At 40.9% G+C, this 20,605-nt stretch carries 11 protein-coding genes; all 11 read right to left on the bottom strand.

Annotated features, from left to right (window positions below; all coding sequences use genetic code 11):
- Positions 1–103 precede the first annotated feature (103 nt).
- Complete coding sequence (locus MHI45_RS29435; protein WP_341118443.1) at positions 104–733, bottom strand: hypothetical protein; 630 nt, start codon at positions 731–733, stop codon at positions 104–106.
- A 696-nt stretch (positions 734–1,429) separates the two neighbouring features.
- Positions 1,430–1,831 carry a CDI toxin immunity protein gene (locus MHI45_RS29430; protein ID WP_340899491.1) on the bottom strand — a complete coding sequence of 134 codons (402 nt, stop codon included), beginning with the start codon at positions 1,829–1,831 and terminating at the stop codon, positions 1,430–1,432.
- 8 nt (positions 1,832–1,839) lie between these two features.
- Positions 1,840–3,540, bottom strand: coding sequence for an RHS repeat-associated core domain-containing protein (locus MHI45_RS29425; protein WP_341119131.1), 1,701 nt, complete (start codon positions 3,538–3,540; stop codon positions 1,840–1,842).
- A gap of 1,544 nt (positions 3,541–5,084) precedes the next feature.
- Positions 5,085–5,471, bottom strand: a complete 387-nt coding sequence (locus tag MHI45_RS29415; RefSeq protein WP_340899493.1) for a DUF5071 domain-containing protein — start codon at positions 5,469–5,471, stop codon at positions 5,085–5,087.
- A 10-nt stretch (positions 5,472–5,481) separates the two neighbouring features.
- Positions 5,482–8,190, bottom strand: coding sequence for an RHS repeat domain-containing protein (locus MHI45_RS29410; protein WP_340899495.1), 2,709 nt, complete (start codon positions 8,188–8,190; stop codon positions 5,482–5,484).
- Between the two features lie 318 nt (positions 8,191–8,508).
- Positions 8,509–8,982 carry a contact-dependent growth inhibition system immunity protein gene (locus MHI45_RS29405; RefSeq protein WP_340899496.1) on the bottom strand — a complete coding sequence of 158 codons (474 nt, stop codon included), beginning with the start codon at positions 8,980–8,982 and terminating at the stop codon, positions 8,509–8,511.
- 12 nt (positions 8,983–8,994) lie between these two features.
- A complete protein-coding gene (locus tag MHI45_RS29400; RefSeq protein WP_340899499.1) occupies positions 8,995–14,478 on the bottom strand; it encodes an RHS repeat-associated core domain-containing protein in 5,484 nt (1,827 codons plus the stop codon).
- 282 nt (positions 14,479–14,760) lie between these two features.
- Positions 14,761–16,749, bottom strand: a complete 1,989-nt coding sequence (locus MHI45_RS29395) for an RHS repeat domain-containing protein (protein ID WP_341118442.1) — start codon at positions 16,747–16,749, stop codon at positions 14,761–14,763.
- Between the two features lie 84 nt (positions 16,750–16,833).
- Positions 16,834–17,955, bottom strand: a complete 1,122-nt coding sequence (locus MHI45_RS29390; RefSeq protein ID WP_340899502.1) for a GBS Bsp-like repeat-containing protein — start codon at positions 17,953–17,955, stop codon at positions 16,834–16,836.
- Positions 17,956–18,194: 239 nt separating this feature from the next.
- Positions 18,195–19,316 carry a GBS Bsp-like repeat-containing protein gene (locus MHI45_RS29385; protein ID WP_076110692.1) on the bottom strand — a complete coding sequence of 374 codons (1,122 nt, stop codon included), beginning with the start codon at positions 19,314–19,316 and terminating at the stop codon, positions 18,195–18,197.
- A 38-nt stretch (positions 19,317–19,354) separates the two neighbouring features.
- A complete protein-coding gene (locus tag MHI45_RS29380) occupies positions 19,355–20,518 on the bottom strand; it encodes an RICIN domain-containing protein (RefSeq protein WP_340899506.1) in 1,164 nt (387 codons plus the stop codon).
- Positions 20,519–20,605 lie beyond the last annotated feature (87 nt).

The raw sequence follows: 20,605 nt of genomic DNA, 5'->3' as shown, positions 1-20,605 counted from the left end.
GAAGAGTGAAGAAATTCAACGATTGAATACAGCCATGAAAGAACTCTTAGATAAATGCAAGAAAAAACCACAAGGAGTTACGATAGTAATCAAAGTTTCCACTTCATTGAGCTATTAAATTTCGAAGTGATTGGATATAGCTGTTTGAGGATTTTACCAATAGCTTTTCATAATCATGGAATTGCGTATTTTTCCACTCTTGAAAATCACTTTCGTTATTAACACCTTGTTGTCTTAAATAATATTCAATGCCCATGATAGATAAATTACAAAAAGAGATGTAATCGTTAAAACTCACTTCGCTATTCACTATTGAACTAAATCTCTTTTGTGCTTTATCAACAGCCTGATTAAGAATCCCCTTCCAAAGGTCTTTACTAAAGACCCCTCTTTCAAAGAAATGTTGTAATATCTCATAATTAAGAACTTCATAATTAGCAGTGACATTAAATAAGGTCTTCTCAAAATCAAACAAGTCATTATTAGCAAAACCATTAAATAAATAATCAAAATGACCATATGTATCATCTATTGAAAACCACTCAACTATCTTTTCTGCGATAACAGGAATCAATTCATTAATGTGTCCTAATAAGAATGAACCTATAATTTCATGTTCATCATCATGATTTTTATACAATTTTCGAAATAAGTTTAGTAAAATCTTATAAGAACCTGGCTCGTGTTTTAGCGCATTCTGTTGAAGTGATTCTATAACATTGTTAATATCCATTTCACACCCCTCACCAGTTTTTCCTACGATAGATTTGAGTATAGTAGTGTCAACACTATCACATTTATCCGTATTGAATTCATCCACACTCACACCGAGTCTAGTAGTAACTCATTCACCTTTTATTACCCAATATCAGGATGGTTAGAGAAGTGATTGTTCGGCCCTTTCCGAGAAATAAAAACTTCTGGGTACTACGGCCTCTGCTGACTTCTCACAGCAAGCGCTACTCCGTCTTTCGGATTTTTTCCCTACCGGGCGTCTGTGAGATCTCCCCGGGTAAGAGCGATAACTTTCTCCTCATCCATCTGCCACATTTACATCCTGGGATTCGGGCAGTATTGGACTTCGCTTTGTTAGGCAAGCTCGTCCGTCCCAGCATGCCTTCTATGTGATTTCTGTTCGTCAGACCGAGGGTTTGCCTCTGGCTTCCTTCAGATTCCGCCTCACGGCGGACACCCTTGCCTTTGGCTAACAGTTCCTACTGCCAAGCCTGTAGCGGACTTTCACCGCCTAGTTATTGCCTATGCCGGGCGCACCTATAAAAAAACCTTTGCTTAGTAGGACTAAGAAAGGTCTTTGAGTGACTATTATACCATTACATTTAGAGTACTAATTCGTATCATCAGAACTACTGAAGCCCAAATCAGAAAATATATGATACAAGGTCATTATAAATCTATTTAATAAAAGCAATCAGTCTTTGAAGCCAAGCATTACTTGTCCTTCATGAAAATACTCAATTACATAACCGGATGATGGACAAAAAATCCATGTATCTGAACCTACTGCAGTAACGTCATCGATGTTATTTAATACTTGACTTAACTCTGTATAAATGCTAGGAGCATCAGTATAATTCCAGAGTAGAAACACTTTCGAATTAAAATCACCGTTAAGTTCATTCTTTATAATTGATATAACCTCTTGAGGCTTTGAGATTTCATAGCGCCTTGATATGTTATCCCAATTTATTCTTCCCCAAGATGTGACTGGAAACCAGCTCACAAGATGATTAAACAGTTCTTCTGTTTTTTGAATAGTTACTATCTCCGTACCGTCTCCTAGCGCTTGAATACATTCCTCAAATAAAGTCATATAGCCTCCTATGGTTGAAGGTGCTTTAATAGCGACCTAAATGTATCTTCATTTCCTTCAAAGGGAATTACCAGTTTAATTGCATTATTACCTTTGCCACCACGATAGTCTTCAATATTAATGTGAGTCCCCTTATTTGGATCGTAATCTAGTCTCCATAATAACTTCCCATCAGCAGATTGTCTCCCAACAACTTGACCGTATCCTGCACTACTAGGTAATCGACCAATTACTGACTTAGAGCCTGGGCCTAGGTCACCAACAATATCAAGTGCTAAGTTTCTAGCCTGTTCGTAAGACTTAAGAGTGGATTCAAGCGTTTTTTTTACTCCGATACCAGTAAAAGTAATAGCCCTCTCAATTTGCCTACCTTCTTTGCTTGCCAACTTAACAATAAGTCGACCACCTTTAAACAATTTTGCAATAGGTATAAAATTAGCAGCGGCAAGGGTTTTATCAAATGATGATGCATTAGGGTTTAATATTGTATTTATGTCATCTACAACTAAAAAGTCTGCAACTGCGATGGAGGCTTCGATAGTCCCCGCCCTAAATTCATTCCAACATGTTCCAGCACCAACATTCATACAATGCTGAATCATTTTTTTGTTACTATAGCCTGTTCCAGTTGGAGATAGTTGATGTCCACTGGGGTCAGTATAAATCAACGGATTATTACTCACATACGTATACAAATTCTGACTCAGCGGATTATCAATCTGCCCTTCAACCGTATCCTCATTTAAAAACCGCCCGATACTCGGATCATAATACCGTGCACGCAGATAGTAAAGTCCCGTTTCTGCGTCGTAAATCTCACCAGCATATTTAAAGGAGTTTTGTATCCCTTCCGTCTGGCTCGTGATATTCCCCCATTCGTCATAGCTGTAGGTGTTAACTGGTGTTCCGCTGGTATTGACGATTTGCACCACATCGCCATGACCGTTGTACAAATAGTAGTAATCCTTTGCTGCCGTCTTGTCCTTTTTCACCAATACCCGGTCTCCACGGACAAAGGAGGATTTTTGTATTACAGTGCTGCCGCTTAATTTCTCCTCTGCGATAACTTGACCACTAAAATCATAGTTGACCTGAGTATGGCTCGTTCCAGTGCTCTTCAAATACCGAAGGCCGTCTGCATAGTAGGTAAAGCTGGTCGTATTCCCATTTTTGGTCAATCCGGTCAAGGTGTTTTGTAAATCATAGGTGTAGCTTGTATCGCTCAGATCCAGACTGGAGCTGACGCTCTCGCTTGAGGTTAGACGATTGCCACGCACATCATACGTGTACTGTGTGCTTTGACCATTGGGCCGTTTGATTGACAGTAGACGATTTAAAGCATCGTATCCGTAACTTGTCGTTTTTGCTGCTCCATTATTGAGGACTTCAGTTACCGCTGTAATATTCCCATTATGATCATAGCTGTAGTTGTATCCCGAAAGCACGGAGCTACCCTTTGTATTCTTCATGCTTTCAATCCAACCGAGTGCTTTGTTGTACGTGTACTCTGTTTTTAAGATACTTCCATCCGTCAACGGCGGGTACGTAATTGTCTTGACTCGGCCATTGGCATAGTAGCTGTACTGTACATTGTCGGATGCGGCTTTGCTTAGGGACGCGCTGCCGTTGGTTTGGACGTTGATCAGGCGCTGACTGTCAAACTGGTAGTTTACATAAAACCCAAGATTGTAATCATTTATTTGTGTCATTCGGCCCAGTACATCCAACTCGTTTAAGATGTACGACGCGTGGCCACCCGCACCCGTAGAAGAATATCCAACGGAGTAGTCGTTGCGTACTTGGTTCATGCTATCCAGGTAACGCTTCTGCGTTGCCCTTATGGTTCCATCAACATAACTATTGATCGTACGGTACTTTGGCGATCCATCTCCATAGATAACATCGATTTTTTGCGTCGTAGACGTATTATTGATTACTCCACTAACGGAACTGCTCTTTAGTTGACCTCTCTCGTCGTAGTTGTAACTGAACACACTGCCCATACGGTCCGTTTTACCGGTCTGTTGACCCAGATTATTATAGGACAACTTTGGGCTAATTGGTCATAGGAAGATGTGTGACATTCGGAAATGTTGAATACGATCCTGACTTGCATTACTGTAATTACATCTTCAAACAGTTTAAGATAGTTCCAGAAGGGGTTACTTCACCAAAAAAATCAGAAATTTTGATGATTTCTTAACCAAAACAGATGAACATGAAGAAGTTGAGGTTACAACCGAGATGATGAAGGATACTAATACACAACAATACAGCACTATTTGCAGAATAGGCACCTTATTGAGTGCATTCAGGAGAACAAAAACAGGAACGGCTAATTGAACAGTTAAATGCATTACTGACATACTGATCCAATCGAAGCAAATGAAAATCAACGTTTAATTCTCGATTCTGAATAAATTGGACAGTTGCTCGAGAAGGTTTACCGAATTTTACGTCTTTCTTGATCCAATCCTGAATCGTTTGTTTCTAAACACAAATTTCTTTTGCAACTTTTTTGTACTCCATGTGAAACCTATCTGCTATTATTGTAATCCTATCATCTTATTCACTGACATACTCAGTCAGTCAAATGTCTTTTCAAAAGAAAAACCACATGGAGTATTAATCTCACGTGGCTTTGATAACTAAAACTACATTTATTCATTGGAGTAATTAAGTATCTTTCTTATATATGTCGCCGCTTCACTCATTAATTGAAATAGATCAGATAATTGTTTAGAACGTCTTTCCCAAAGTGAATTAGACCAATCCAAAGATTCTATAATCAATATTGCGTATTCTGTTCCATACCAGCCTAAATCAAGGACATACTTATCGTCACCGTATGTCACTTGAAATAAGTCTTCTTCTTTTAAATATCTAGGTTCGTTTATCTCATTATAAGTAATAGTCCCTGGGGAAAAGTTGATTTATTCAAACATAATTCACCTCTATATAGACCGATTAAGATTAAAACCTGACAAGCAGACGATCCTTTGTTTCCATCGGTGCTGATTGATTCGCTTCATAAATTGGCTACCATGAAGCTTATTTCAAAAAGATGTTGTGACCACATCAGCTTTGAGTCACAGCTACAGCCCTTCCGGCCGGATTCGGGATTTAAGTTGTAAGGCGGCAGAAGGAACACCTGCAGACCTGTTCATAATGCAAGAGCAGCCCCTATTGATAAAACAATGGGCTTGCCCTACATTTTGAAATAAAGAATATCACTCCTCAGTTTCCTTCATATTTACTGTAGAAGCGATAAAATCTCGGCTGCCTCTTCGTTGACTAATTCTTGTCTTTCACGTTCAGTAGGGTTTAAAGCTAACCTTTTAAGATCAGCCTCCATTTCCGATAATACAGATTTCGGTAAATTTTTAACCAACTTCACTAGTATTGAATATTTCCAACAGTCATCATCAGAAGCGAAAATTCTCCTTAGATGAGGAATTAATTCACTGCCCAAGGGTAGCAGCAACTTCCCAATTTCTTTTGTAGTAGGCCAATTTGCATCTTCAGTCCACTCTAATAAATCAGGTATAATAGGTCTAATTAAATTGATATCCAATGTTTTCAATTTATTAACTGACTCGATATCCATTTTATCTTTCGGGATTAATCTTTTGATATCCATCTTTATCCCCCTACCTATGATCATATTGAAAAGTGATTGCTTTCAAAACTAAAGTTAAATAATAAGGATTAGTATCCGCACTCACTCTTGATTCCATCCATAACTTATGTTCGTATGGATCAGCAGCTCTGATACTCACATGACCTGTTACAGGATTATCTACCTTTGCAGTCAAGACTCCTGTAGCGTTAATCGCTTCGATTGATGTAAACCAACCTTTAGGTTCATCTGGCGTAAGAAACGCGGATAATCCCTTTGTATCTTTAAGTCGAGGTGTATGATTTGTATTGGTCATTGAGCCACTATGATATATTATCTGCTGTTTCTTATCTGAGGTAGTAGTATCACTTATAGCGGTGTCCATAGACAGTGCAGCCGTTATTCCTACAGCTTGAACGAATGCATTAAGTATTGAACCCACTTGTGCACCAGGAAGTGGAACGGCTGCTGCACCGCCTTTGACCACGTAATTATGGGGGTCAATCTTTGCAGCATTAACAACCGCTTGTGCTTGAGCGTTTTTATAGATTTGCAGTAGTTCTGTTATGCGTTTTCCAGAGTTGTTATTCTTAATGGAATCTGGAACATATATAGAGCTAGATCTGCTACACCCCCCACTATGCCCATATCGACCATTACCAGACTCACAATAATGTCCTGTAGGATCAGTATTAATTAGTGGATTATTATGCACATACGTATACAGATTCTGACTCAGCGGATTATCAATCTGCCCCTCAACCGTATCCTCATTTAAAAACCGCCCGATACTCGGATCATAATACCGTGCACGCAGATAGTAAAGGCCCGTTTCTTCGTCGTAAATCTCACCAGCATATTTAAAGGAATTTTGTATCCCTTCCGTCTGGCTGGTGATATTCCCCCATTCGTCATAGCTGTAGGTGTTAACCGGTGTTCCGCTGGTGTTGACGATTTGCACCACATCGCCATGACCATTGTACAAATAGTAGTAATCCTTTGCTGCCGTCTTGTCCTTTTTCACCAATACCCGGTCTCCACGGACAAAGGAGGACTTTTGTATTACAGTGCTGCCGCTTAATTTCTCCTCTGCGATAACTTGACCATTAAAATCATAGTTGACTTGTGTATGGGTCGTTCCAGTGCTCTTCAAATACCGAAGGCCGTCCGCATAGTAGGTGAAGATGGTCGTGTTCCCATTTTTGGTCAATCCGGTCAAGGTGTTTTGTAAATCATAGGTGTAGCTTGTATCGCTCAGATCCAGACTGGTGCTGACGCTCTCGCTTGAGGTTAGACGATTGCCACGCACATCATACGTGTACTGCGTACTTTGACCATTCGGCCGTTTGATTGACAGAAGACGATTTAAAGCATCGTATCCGTAACTTGTCGTTTTTGCTGCTCCATTATTGAGGACTTCAGTTACCGCTGTAATATTCCCATTATGATCATAGCTGTAGTTGTATCCCGATAGCACGGAGCTTCCTTTTGTATTCTTCATGCTTTCAATCCAACCGAGTGCTTTGTTGTACGTGTACTCTGTTTTTAAGATACTTCCATCCGTCAACGGCGGGTACGTAATTGTCTTGACTCGGCCATTGGCATAGTAGCTGTACTGTACATTGTCGGATGCGGCTTTGCTTAGGGACGCGCTGCCATTGGTTTGAACGTTGATCAGCCGCTGACTGTCAAATTGGTAGTTTACATAAAACCCAAGATTGGAATCATTTATTTGTGTCATTCGGCCCAGTACATCCAACTGGTTTAAGATGGACGACGAGTGGTTACCCGCACCCGTAGTAGAATATCCAACGGAGTAATCGTTGCGTACTTGATTCATGCTATCCAGGTAACGCTTCTGCGTTGCCCTTAAGGTTCCATTCACATAACTATTGATTGTACGGTACTTTGGCGATCCATCTCCATAGATAACATCGATTTTTTGCGTCGCAGACGTATTATTGATTACTCCACTAACGGAACTGCTCTTTAGCTGACCTCTCTCGTCGTAGTTGTAACTGAACACACTGCCCATACGGTCCGTTTTACCGGTCTGTTGACCCAGATTATTATAGGGCACACTTTCGCTTTGGGCGGCGGCGTCCTGCTTCGTCGTCATCAGTCCGATTTCGTTGTAACTCTTCGTGTTTAAGGTTTGTTCCGACTCACCCTTGCCCTGAATGGTCACCTTAGATATTTGTCCATTTCCGTCATAGCTGTACCGTGTGGTCTGATTCAGCGCATCCTTAACACCAGTTAACTGATTTAATGCGTTGTAACTGTAAAGGGTTGTCACGCCAGCCTCATTGAGATGGTTCATCGGGTCGGTATATCCCGTAAGATTGCCGATAATATCGTAACTGTAGCGTTCTGTGATGGGCTGCGACTGATTCGGCCAATCTCTAAACGTCCGCTTCGAAATCACCCGGCCCCAAGCATCATACCCCACCGTTATTTCATTGGAAAGCGCGTCTTTCTGATAGATGGGTCTGCCCATATCGTCATAGTGATACTGGGTGAACACCCACTTTCCAGCGTTATCATCCAAGTGTTCCTCTAAAAGGGCCAAACCCATTCCGTTATAAAGCACATTCGCATAGGTTTTGACCACGCTGTTATTCGATAACTGAGTGACAGTTCGGATAGAATCCACTTTTAAGACTGGTGTTCCCGTATTGACAGCATCAAAGTTTAGGGAACTTGTGTTGTAGTAGTTGTAATCTACTACCTCGCTGTACACTTCTCCGTTAGCGTTGGAGCGATTTGGATAGGTCTCTTTTTTCAGACGCCCTGCGGCATCATATTCAATGATGCCCTACCTCCCTATCCAATTTTCTTACAATATAATCCTACACTCTTTAGGCACGCAAATCGTTCGAAGGACGTGCTAAAATTCTTCAAAACCTCTATAAAGCACACGACTCAATCTTAGGATGCCTCATGAACAACAAAAGAGCTGCGCAAATGCAGCTCTTCTGAATTTATTATAATTTTGTTAGGTGTTGCTATTATTTCCAATATATACACAAAGTTAACATTATATGGTAATTCATAAAAATTAGTGTTTAGATTTTTGAAGTGTATTTTTAATTTTCAATAATAATTGATAGTATTCTTCTCTTTCTTGATCAGAATATACCTCTTTATCTTCCGGAAAATTCAGTTCATTATTTTTTAGTAAACATAAAAACTCCTCCACAAAAGAACTAAGCATACTTGTAACAATCGAATTTTCATCCCATTCGTTTTCGTTAACTTGCGCAATTGCTTCCATTATTTCTCCATCCCCTAAATAACCAACAAGAGGGTTTATTCTTAACCTATTCAATGCTTCTGGAATAATGTATTGAAGATGCATCGTTTGTCTAATCAACTTCGCTATGTCTCCATGATTTAAATTTTTTATTTTTTTCTTCTGAATACTGTTATACCAAACCGAAAGCGGTACATCTTCGTCAACCTCAAAATCCTCAGTAAAACCTTCTAATTTTGATATTTCATTAATTGTAAGTTCACTTAAGTTTTCATTCATAATATCACTCTCCTATGGATTAACCGAATCTCTAATTTTCTTTACTTCATTTAGAAATTTTTGTCCTTTATTAATTGCATCTTGAACTGCCTTTTTTGTTACTTCTGAATTATTCTCGATAAATGGTTTGCTTCTTTGAGCATTTTTCAGTTTTTCTATCAATTTTTCAATCTTGGCTTCTGATTGCTCAACTTCCCTAATATGATTCCACGGTTTACCATTTCTAGGATTTAATTTCACCTTTCCATCTTTATCATATAAGAAACCATCTTTTAACTCTTTTTCGTATGCTTCAAGATGATCTTCATCATTTACAGCTTCTAAGTTTCTTTCAATTTTGTCGATTTGATCTTTTTGTGTTTTTGATAGTTCGTTATCAATAATCTCTTTATCACTAAGCGGCTTATCACTTGTAGCCCATCGGTATAGTTTATAGATACCATATCCTGCCGCTACAACACCCGTAGCAGCTAATGCTATTTCCCCAACTCCTGGAACTAAATAAATACTGGCAGCCGCTGCAACATGACCACTAGGATCAATATAAATCAAAGGATTATTATGCACATACGTATACAAATTCTGGCTCAGCGGATTATCAATCTGCCCCTCAACCGTATCCTCATTTAAAAACCGCCCGATACTCGGATCATAATACCGTGCACGCAGATAGTAAAGTCCCGTTTCTGCATCGTAAATCTCACCTGCATATTTAAAGGAATTTTGTATCCCTTCCGTCTGGCTGGTGATATTCCCCCATTCGTCATAGCTGTAGGTGTTGACCGGTGTTCCGCTGGTATTGACGATTTGCACCACATCGCCATGACCGTTGTACAAATAGTAGTAATCCTTTGCTGCCGTCTTGTCCTTTTTTACCAATACCCGGTCTCCACGGACAAAGGAGGATTTTTGTATTACAGTGCTGCCGCTTAGTTTCTCCTCTGCGATAACTTGGCCACTAAAATCATAGTTGACTTGTGTATGGCTCGTTCCAGTGCTCTTCAAATACCGAAGGCCGTCTGCATAGTAGGTAAAGCTGGTCGTATTCCCATTTTTGGTCAATCCGGTCAAGGTGTTTTGTAAATCATAGGTGTAGCTTGTATCGCTCAGATCCAGACTGGAGCTGACGCTCTCGCTTGAGGTTAGACGATTGCCACGCACATCATACGTGTACTGTGTGCTTTGACCATTGGGCCGTTTGATTGACAGTAGACGATTTAAAGCATCGTATCCGTAACTTGTCGTTTTTGCTGCTCCATTATTGAGGACTTCAGTTACCGCTGTAATATTCCCATTATGATCATAGCTGTAGTTGTATCCCGATAGCACGGAGCTTCCTTTTGTATTCTTCATGCTTTCAATCCAACCCAGTGCTTTGTTGTACGTGTACTCTGTTTTTAAGATACTTCCATCCGTCAACGGCGGGTACGTAATTGTCTTGACTCGGCCATTGGCATAGTAGCTGTACTGTACATTGTCGGATGCGGCTTTGCTTAGGGACGCGCTGCCATTGGTTTGAACGTTGATCAGCCGCTGACTGTCAAATTGGTAGTTTACATAAAACCCAAGATTGGAATCGTTTATTTGTGTCATTCGGCCCAGTACATCCAACTGGTTTAAAATGGACGACGAGTGGTTACCCGCACCCGTAGTAGAATATCCAACGGAGTAATCGTTACGTACTTGGTTCATGCTATCCAGGTAACGTTTCTGCGTTGCCCTTAAGGTTCCATTCACATAACTATTGATCGTACGGTACTTTGGCGATCCATCTCCATAGATAACATCAGTTTTTTGCGTCGCAGACGTATTATTGATTACTCCACTAACGGAACTGCTCTTTAGTTGACCTCTCTCGTCGTAGTTGTAACTGAACACACTGCCCATACGGTCCGTTTTACCGGTCTGTTGACCCAGATGATTATAGGACACACTTTCGCTTTGGGCGGCGGCGTCCTGCTTCGTCGTCATCAGTCCGATTTCGTTGTAACTCTTCGTGTTTAAGGTTTGTTCCGACTCACCCTTGCCCTGAATGGTCACCTTAGATATTTGTCCATTTCCGTCATAGCTGTACCGTGTGGTCTGATTCAGCGCATCCTTAACACCAGTTAACTGATTTAATGCGTTGTAACTGTAAAGGGTTGTCACGCCAGCCTCATTGAGATGGTTCATCGGGTCGGTATATCCCGTAAGATTGCCGATAATATCGTAACTGAAGCGTTCAGTGATAGGCTGTGACTGATTCGGCCAATCTCTAAACGTCCGCTTCGAAATCACCCGGCCCCACGGATCATAAGACTCCTCGATGTAATTCATCGTTTCGGAGGTGCCCGCCGCAGTCAGGTAGCTTACCGCTTTCCGCTGCTTCAAATTATAATTTGTCACAAAGACATTACGATAGGAATCCGTTAAACTTTTTTGTTGGCCCCAAGCATCATAACCCACCGTTATTTCATTGGATAGCGCGTCTTTCTGATAGATGGGTCTGCCCATATCGTCATAGTGATACTGGGTGAACACCCACTTTCCAGCGTTATCATCAAAGTGTTCCTCTAAAAGGGCCAAACCCATTCCGTTATAAAGTACATTGGCATAAGTTTTAACCACGCTGTTATTCGATAACTGAGTGACAGTTCGGATAGAGTCCACTTTTAAGACCGGCATTCCCGTATTGACAGCATCAAAGTTTGCGGAACTTGTATTAGAGTAGTTGTACTCTACTACCTCGCTGTACACTTCTCCGTTGGCATTGGAACGATTTGGATAGGTCTCTTTTTTCAGACGCCCTGCGGCATCATATTCATATGTTGTGGTCTTGCCATTCCCGTCGCTCTGACTTTTCAGCAACCCGTAACCCATCTCATAGCTCATCGTGGTTTTCACAATCTGCTGATTGGATGTACCAATGTTGAACCACTGCTGTTGTTCGGTAGGGTAGGCACGGCGGCCTTCGGGCCCGTACTGGGTCACGCTTTTGGCCACCAGTTGGCCTTGGGCAGTCTTCTCCGCCGTTGCCTGGGATATCCCTCCCGTACTATTAAAATAATTATAACTGTATACCGTCCTGTCTCCTAACGCATTGGTTACCGTTGCCGGCCGCCCTTCAGCAGTATAGGTATAACGTTCGTTTTGCGGCGTTGCATCATTTTCATTGGTATACCAGGACTGCGTTTCCAGCAAATGATACTTAGGTTCATACTGGTAGGTGGTTGTATAATGCTGTTTGATTGCCGGATTATTAAACTGATCTCCGGTCAACGGCTTCGTTTGACTCTCAACCTGCCCCCAGCTGTTATACACGGTTTCGGTGTATAAATGATTTGCGGTTGCTTCACTGTCTTGGGGAGCATACTCCGAGAGGGTAGTCCTTGTGGGATACCGGGTAAAGACTCCATGAAACGCCGTATTGTCAGTGATCTTCCGCTCGCCTCCAGCCTCACGGGTTTCCGTCCGAAGCACTCTGCCATCTTTATCAAATGTATGAGTGGTTTGGAGCCCATTACTGGCAGTCGTGCTAACCACAGTTGATGTCGTACTAAACCGAAAATCCGCAGGCAAAACAGCGGGATATTGATCCGGGGTATTCCCCGTATAATCACCTGTATACGAATAGTTTATTTCCTGATACGTCTTGGATGCCGTCTTGTCCTTTCTAGATTTCGCCCGATACTCTACGACGGTGGAATTCGGGCCGGTATGACGATCGGCTTGTTCATATTCATATTCTGTAACAGAATTGGGATACGTAATTTTTTTCAGTAACGAATTAAAAAGAAATCCGTCGTAAGAACCAATATAAGACGAAAAGCCATTTTGATACTCGAAATAGGTTTTCTCTCCGTTTTGATCGGTAATTGACGCAAGGTACGGAATATACTTTTGAAGTGGGGGTATGCCTATATTTCTTTGAATTTCCCCCAATACTCTCCCTTTCGTCAATACCACCTTCTGAACTTCTTGCGTTGCGTTCTCTTCGCTATAGACCCGAATATCTACGTTTTCCCCATCAAACACCTCGGAATCCAGGTCTTCCTCGTAATTAAATTTCACCACACGGCCAACGGTATCCGTTATCGAGAACAATCTTCTTGATCCGTCGTATTTAAATGTAATCGTATTGCCGAAGCGATCTACGATTCCAATTAAATCCCCATCAATGGTAAAGTATTCTCGTTTAAGATCTAAGTACTCAATATAGAAACTTGATCTTTCTTGCCCGTTACTGAATGCGCCGTCTGTATTCGCATTTTCTGATACCAGTCGCTTGTCTTTGCCTTTATAATTGAGTAAATTTGTATAAAGTGAGAGTTCATCATTACTATAGTCATCACGAACTCTATACGCATTGCCTGTTCCATCGTGGTAAATCCACCCAAACTGACTAACCCTTTGTAAGTGAGGGAATTGATACGACCACCCACTGCCTAAGACCGGAAGACGATAATTGTAGCTATATTCCCAACTCTGAAAGTTGGGATTCCACCATGTACTAATAAGAAAGGGAATACTTTGGTTGGAATTGTACATAAGGCCAATATCTAAGTCCAGTCCGTCCACACCGGGCAAATGAATCAGGTTTTCTTTCCGGGTCACACTTCCTGACACCGGATCGACCATTTCACTGGAAGTGTTGCGGTCATTAAACTGTGGCTTATAAGTTTGATTGATTTGAGCTTGAATGACCAAGTTGTTGATCACACCGGATACGGCTGCATCGAAGGTACTCATGGAGAGGGCTAATTCTGATCGATATCCTTTTCCGGTACCCTCTTCTTGTCCATATACTGAGGAGGAAACTGTTTGCTTTCCGTTAAAAGAAAAATGGTTCATAATCTCAGCTGCATATACATTTTCCTGTACAGTGGGCTTACTGAATATTCCTGCTTCTTTTTCAAGCTCCTGCTGGATATCTTCCCAGGATCTTTTCTCATTCAGTTTCCATTTCCAAAGTTCCAGCGGGGTTCGCTTCTCCTGTAGCAAGCTCAGATAGTTTACCCAATATACATCAACCTTGGAGGCTCCAGCCAGAACAAGCGGTTCAATTTCTGTTTGGGTTAAATCCAGGGACCTGGGTTTAGATGCACGGGCAAGAGGCTTCTCTGAATTTTCCTTTGTGTTCCTGGGAACTAATTTCACACGCGTTTCATAGGTTTTCTCTCTTAACATTTGAATGGTTAACATGTTCGGATCGTAAACGTCTCCAGTTACGGATACAACCTCGTCTATAAGCTTTTTATTTTCAGCAAAGGCTGATTTCATCTGGATATTTCCGGGATTAAATGTAGGCTCAATTTGCTGTTTGGATATTGTATTCAATGGGGCTGGAGAAGGAGCAGGACTTTCCACCTTAGTTTCGGCCTTCACATATTCAGAGGAAAGGTTCGGATTGCTCTCAGCAGCGGCTATACGTTCATTTGTAACTGGAAAACCGCCTACTAATATAGTAAAGGATAAAGCAACGTTGAGAAATGAATTCATCTTTTTTCTATTCTTCAAATAAATACTCCCCTATCATTCATTTTTAAAGTCATGTATAGCAAAGAACGAATCTAGTGCAAGAGCGGTCCACCCCCTAATTCAATTCACATAAGCTATTACCGGTCTCCAGATTGTTCCGTCATAGGCGGCTTCGGCATTTTTACCCGAGTTTCCGAAAACAAAGGGAGGTTCTATAAAGAAAGCTGATAATAGTAAAACTATGACGCCAAATATCCATACAGCTGACCTTTTCTTCATTAGCATTCCTCTTTCGTAAATTACTTTCAGCGCATAGTAGCACTATTCCGTTCGAGTCCCCTTCAGATTGCCATTCGAGTCATAGTTATAGTAAATAATCTTATTGTTGGGTTGTTTGATCTGCACCAGCCTTCCATTATCATCGTATAGATAAGTTGTCGCTTGCTTAATAATAATGTCATCAATGGAGAGAGCGCCTCCACCATAAATTCCCCAGAACAAATAGTAGTTTTCTTGATTCCCGGTAGTAAAGCTGACCGTTTCTACTCCTTTTGTTCCCGAGGCACTATTCCATGTAGTCCAGCCTTTGGTTTCAATATCATCTAGCCCACGTGCTGAGAAGTAAAAATAGCGGTTGGCATTGGTTGAATCCATATCAATAGATTTATAAGAAAAGGTCACTGAATAAGTCGTATTGCTCTGAAACTTCACTTGATCCAAATCTGTACTTGCGAAATTCGCCCACTGCTGGGAAGCTGTGGAGCTTAAATAGGCAGAATATGAACCGCTGACGGTTTTTGAGGATTCATTGGTAATCATTCCGGATACGGGTGAAAAGCCAGTCCCGCTATACGAGCCACCTTCAAAAGATTCGCTTACTTTAGAGATTTCTATATCATCCAGCGAAAGAGCACCACCTTGACAGATGCCCCAAACCAGAAAGTAATTATCCTTGCTCCCTGTCGTGAACGTAACGGTTTTGCTGCCCTTACTGCCACTAGGGTTCTGCCAAGTAGTCATTCCTTTCTCTTCTAGCTTGTCTGAACTTCGGGCCAGGAAATAGAAATACCGGTTGGCGTTCGAAGAATCCATGTCAGCTGATTTATAGGAGAAAGTTACTGAATAAGTCGTATTAGGTTCGAATTTATACTTATTAAGATCTGTATTTACAAATTCCTTTGTTGGTTCGGTCGCCAGTGATTTAAGGTAAGCTGAATATTGTCCAGTAACCACTTTGGACGATTCATTAGTAATGACTCCAGAGCCAGCATTGAAATTAGTATTGGTAAACGAACCACTCTCAAAGGATTCATTCACTTTTGTGATTTCTATATCGTCAATGGACAGGGCGCCGCCTTTAAATATTCCCCAGATCAAATAGTAATTCTCTTTGTTTCCCGTTGTGAATGTTATCGACTTTCTTCCCTTATTCCCACTTGCGTCGCTCCAGGCCGTCCAGCCTTTATCATCTGTATTATCCGTACTTCTGGCTAAAAAATAAAAACGGCGATCACTTCCGGTTGGCACCATATCGATAGTTTTATAGGAAAATGTAACTTTGTAGGTCGTATTTTTTTCAAACTTCACTTTGTTAGTATCCGTATAGGAAAATGCTTTCCAATCCTCTGAGTTTAATGAAGAGAGGTAAGCTGAATATTGACCATTAACTATTTTTGCTGGGTCACTCGTAATAACACCAGATCCGGCAAGGAAATTAGTCTGATCAAATGAACCCTTTTCAAATGATTCGCTCTGTGCGGAAATTTTCTTCACGATTGTTATATCATCAACAGAAAGGGCACCCCCTGCGTGGATTCCCCAAATTAAGTAATAGTTAGCTTTATTTCCGGTTGTGAACGTCATCGTTTTTATGCCGTTTCCCCCACTTGCATCATTCCAGGTTGTAAACTGCTTGTCTTCCAGGTTGTCAGTACTGCGAGCAAGGAAATAAAAAAAACGGTTCGCATCCAGCGGCTGCATATCCAATGATTTGTAGGAAAAAGTCACCGAGTAGGTTGTGTTTTTTTCAAACTTAATTTTGCTTTGATCTGTATAGGAAAATTCCTTCCACTCCTCTGATGCTTGAGAACTCAAATAGGCGGAATACTTTCCACTAACTATCTTTTGTGCATCACTGGTAATTGTCCCATTCACAGGGAGATAGCTGGTTCCATTAAAAGTACCACTTTCAAATGATTCTTTAGGAGCCACTACGTTATCTGCAGCAAAAGCCTTGTTCTGAAGAAGGCTGAATACAACAATAATCATTAAAAATGGCAGTACATAGCTAGTAATTTTATTGGTTTGCATTCTTGCTCTAATCATCCTCTCCACTTTTCCAACTCCGTTCTAATTACTACTTGGCATTCGTTATCTCTGCTATTTGTACCTCAGCTACCTGTTAACATTACAAACTAAAGCCCCGGCATATTTATTATCAGCATAGATATGCGTGATATAGCTTCCCACCTCAGAGTTATGTCTTTGAAAGAATACCGTGGCTTTCCAGACTCCAGGGGCAACCTTCACACCTTCAATCCACTCAAGATCATCCTGCTCTTTATTAGAAGTCCATGTAGGGAACTGAACACGTTTTATATTAGGGTCTAGTCCGTATATCAAAACATCGTATGAACCGGCCGAGATATTGGCTGTTTTCGGTCCTGATACACCTACACCTCCCTTAACAGCAACTGACGTTCCTCCGATATAGTTTGAATTGCCATACTTGTCATGGGCATAGATATGTGTGAAATAGTTACCTGCTTCATAATTGTGCTTACTGAAGGGTATCCGTATCTTCCACGTTGTATTGCCAATCCGCTCACCGATCACATAGGGCCGCTCAATATCATCCTGGTCATTCTTTTCTGTCCATGTCGGGAATTTCACTTCTTGTATGGTTCTGGACACGCCTTCTATAACCACCTCATAGTATTCAGCATCTAATCCGACCGTTTGAGGAGCTCTGACGGTTTGAGTATTCTTAACTTGAGTCGTTACACCCGCTACAACTTTGTTATCCGCATAAACATGTGTTGCATATGCACCAGTTTCCATCCCATGTTTGGACAGAACGACCGTACCTCTCCAGAGATTTGGAGCAACCTTCACACCATCAATCCATTCGAGATCATCTTGCTGATTGTATTCCGTCCATGTCGGAAAACGTACGGTTTTAACACTGTCAGGAACCCCTTTCAGATAAATATCATAGGAGACTACCGAAGTGCTGAAGATATACGGTTCTGCGGGTGTGGCCTTACTGCGCTTAAGAAGGTTTCCATTCGCATCATAGGTATACTGAATCATTGAATTATCGGGAAGAATCTCCATCTCAAGCCGACTCTGATTGTAAATGTTGATCTTCTGCCGCTGTGACGTGCCGTTCATATCTTTGATTATATAATTGGAATCAACACCTTCTAATACCGCAGCCGCTGAAGTCTGAGAATTAAAGATAAAAAAAGTTAAAAAGACACTGGCTAGCAGGGTCACTATCATTGATTTTTTCAAGAACGTCCCTCCAAAATCCTGTTATTTATTGATAAAAATATTAGATTGCAATTCCTAGAATCGATTTATTATAGCAAATCATTTATCCAGAAATTGTCGAACTTTGTTATAAAATTCTGTGTAAATTTATTTAATGCTATCTCATAAAAAAAACCACATGGAGTATGTGACTCACATGTGGTTAACATTACATTATTTACACAAGCAGGTTAACTATTCTACATTAGATCGGGCATCTGTTAACGATTAACATTGCACGTCCAGACTCCGGCATATTTATTATCAGCATAGATATGCGTGATATAGCTTCCCACCTCAGAGTTATGCCTTTGAAAGACTACCGTGGCTTTCCAGACTCTAGGAGCAACCTTTACACCTTCAATCCACTCAATGTCATCCTGATCTTTATTAGAAGTCCAGGTAGGGAACTGAACACGTTTCACATTAGGGTCTAGTCCGTATATCAAAACATCGTATGAATCCGCCGAGATATTGGCTGTTTTCGGTCCGGATACACCTATACCTCCCTTAACAGCAACTGACGTTCCTCCGACTCCAAGCATGTTACCAGATTGATCAAAAAAATAAAGGTGTGTTGAATAGTTTCCTGTTTCGAAATTATATTCGCTAAAGGGTATGCGAATTTTCCATGTCGTATCGTTTACCTTTTCTCCGATGATCCATGGATCCTTAATGTCATCTTGACCTTTATACTCTGTCCATGTGGGAAACCGTACTTCTTTAATTGTTCGTGCGACTCCTTCCACATAAACTTCGTAATATCCGTCAGTTAATGACACTGTTTGAGGAGAGATGATTTTTGTAGTATCTTGGATGTTAATATTAAGACCTTTCACTAACTGATTGTCTGCGTAGATATGTGTATTGTACGCACCTCTTTGCCCCCCGTGTTTCGACAGGATAACCTTACCTTTCCAGAGGTTTGGGGCAACTTTCACACCAGCTATCCATTCGATATCATCTTGCCCTTTGTCTTCCGTCCATGTTGGAAAATGTACATTTTGAACACTGTCAGGAACCCCTTTAAGATAGATATCATAAGAGACTGCTGAAGTGCTGAAGAGGTACGGTTCTGCAGGTGTAACCTTATTTCGCTTAAGAAGATTTCCATTTGCATCATAGCTATACCGGATCATTGAGTTATCCGCAAGAATCTCTGTCTCTAGTTGATTGTAATTGTAAATGCTGATCTTCTGCCGCTGTGGCGTACCATTCATATCTACAATCAGATAATTGGAATCGATCCCCTCCGGTCTCCCAGCCGCTGAAGTCTGAGCATTAAAGCTAAAAAGAGTTAAAAGCACACTTACAAACATGGTCACTATTGTTGATTTTTTCAAGAAAGTTCCTCCAAGATTCTATGATTGGTTGCAGGTGATTAAAATAAGGAATAACGGGCTAAGTTAAGACTATTGCTTTTCATTTTACTAGCTTCCATTTTTGAGAGGATGTTCCGTTGTCTGTGTATATCTGCAAGCGTGTTCCATCCGCATTGCTTCCTCCGGGTATGTCCAGCACCTTGTTGCTGTTTACATTCTTCAGAACCATCTTCATTCTCATTTATTGTCCAATGTTGAGAAGCCGTTCCATTATCTGTCCATACCTGTACAGCTGATCCATTGTTTGTGCCTCCCCCGGACACTTCAAGCGCCTTCCCACTGTTTACATTAATCAGTTTATACTTGTTGCCTCCTGTATCGAACACTTGCCATCGTTGAGAGGCAGTACTATTATCTGTCCAAATTTGTACCGGGGTGCCATCAGCAGTGTTTCCTCCAGTAACATCTAACGCTTTTTGATTTCCATAATTCAACACTTTGAATTCAGCTCCGTTAGAAATTGCCTTGACCAGTCTCCACTTCTGTGCCGATGTTCCATTAGCTGTCCATATCCGAACAGCTGATCCGTTGCTCACGCTCCCGTCTGCTACATCAAGCACTTTATTACTGTATACATTTAAAAGTGTATAGGAGCTATCACGGTTATCCACCATACGCCATGCTTGAGCCTCGGTTCCATTATCATCCCAAAGTTGAACTGATGTACCCTCAGCCGTTTTTCCTCCCGTAATATCAAGCGCTTTTCCACTATTCACATTGATTAATTTATAGGTTTCATTTGGTGCATTACAAATCAGCCAGCGCTGCGCATCAGTCCCATTGTCTTCCTCAATCTGTATTTTCGTACCGTTGCTTGTGTTCCCTGCAAAAACATCCAAAGCTTTATTACTATTTACATTGATTAATTTGAACTCAGAAGTTTTGCAGGTTAAGCTTTTCCTCCCAATCATATTTCCATTGTTGTCGTACTGAAAATTCATATATTTACCTTCAGAAATGCTGATAAGACCTAACTGTCCTGTTTTTAGATAGGTATATTTCATCGCAGTAGTTGTACTGGGATAAAACAAGATGCACATACAAAATACTATAAAGAATATGAACTTTTTCATTAATAACATCTTCCTATCTTCTGATAATTTTCTTGATTTCCCAATGAAAAGTATAGGCGCGATCTTCAGAATCCATTTAATATAGCTCAATCTAAAAACACCTCTCGTTTCTTAAAGGCATTATAGCAAATCATTTATACGGAAATTGTCGAACCTTGCTATAAATTCTGAGTATAT

Source organism: Paenibacillus sp. FSL H3-0321, from assembly GCF_038002865.1.
Taxonomy (GTDB): Bacteria; Bacillota; Bacilli; order Paenibacillales; family Paenibacillaceae; genus Paenibacillus_AQ.
The sequence above is the reverse complement of the archived record's forward strand: the minus strand, read 5'-3'. Positions and strand labels throughout refer to the sequence as shown.

What these genes read in the sequence shown, in the direction of transcription:
- MHI45_RS29435 (WP_341118443.1), bottom strand. Translation starts at nt 733, where the DNA reads ATGGATATTAACAATGTTATAGAATCACTTCAACAGAATGCGCTAAAA.
- MHI45_RS29430 (WP_340899491.1), bottom strand. Translation starts at nt 1,831, where the DNA reads ATGACTTTATTTGAGGAATGTATTCAAGCGCTAGGAGACGGTACGGAG.
- MHI45_RS29425 (WP_341119131.1), bottom strand. Translation starts at nt 3,540, where the DNA reads ATGACACAAATAAATGATTACAATCTTGGGTTTTATGTAAACTACCAG.
- MHI45_RS29415 (WP_340899493.1), bottom strand. Translation starts at nt 5,471, where the DNA reads ATGGATATCAAAAGATTAATCCCGAAAGATAAAATGGATATCGAGTCA.
- MHI45_RS29405 (WP_340899496.1), bottom strand. Translation starts at nt 8,982, where the DNA reads ATGAATGAAAACTTAAGTGAACTTACAATTAATGAAATATCAAAATTA.
- MHI45_RS29395 (WP_341118442.1), bottom strand. Translation starts at nt 16,749, where the DNA reads ATGCAAACCAATAAAATTACTAGCTATGTACTGCCATTTTTAATGATT.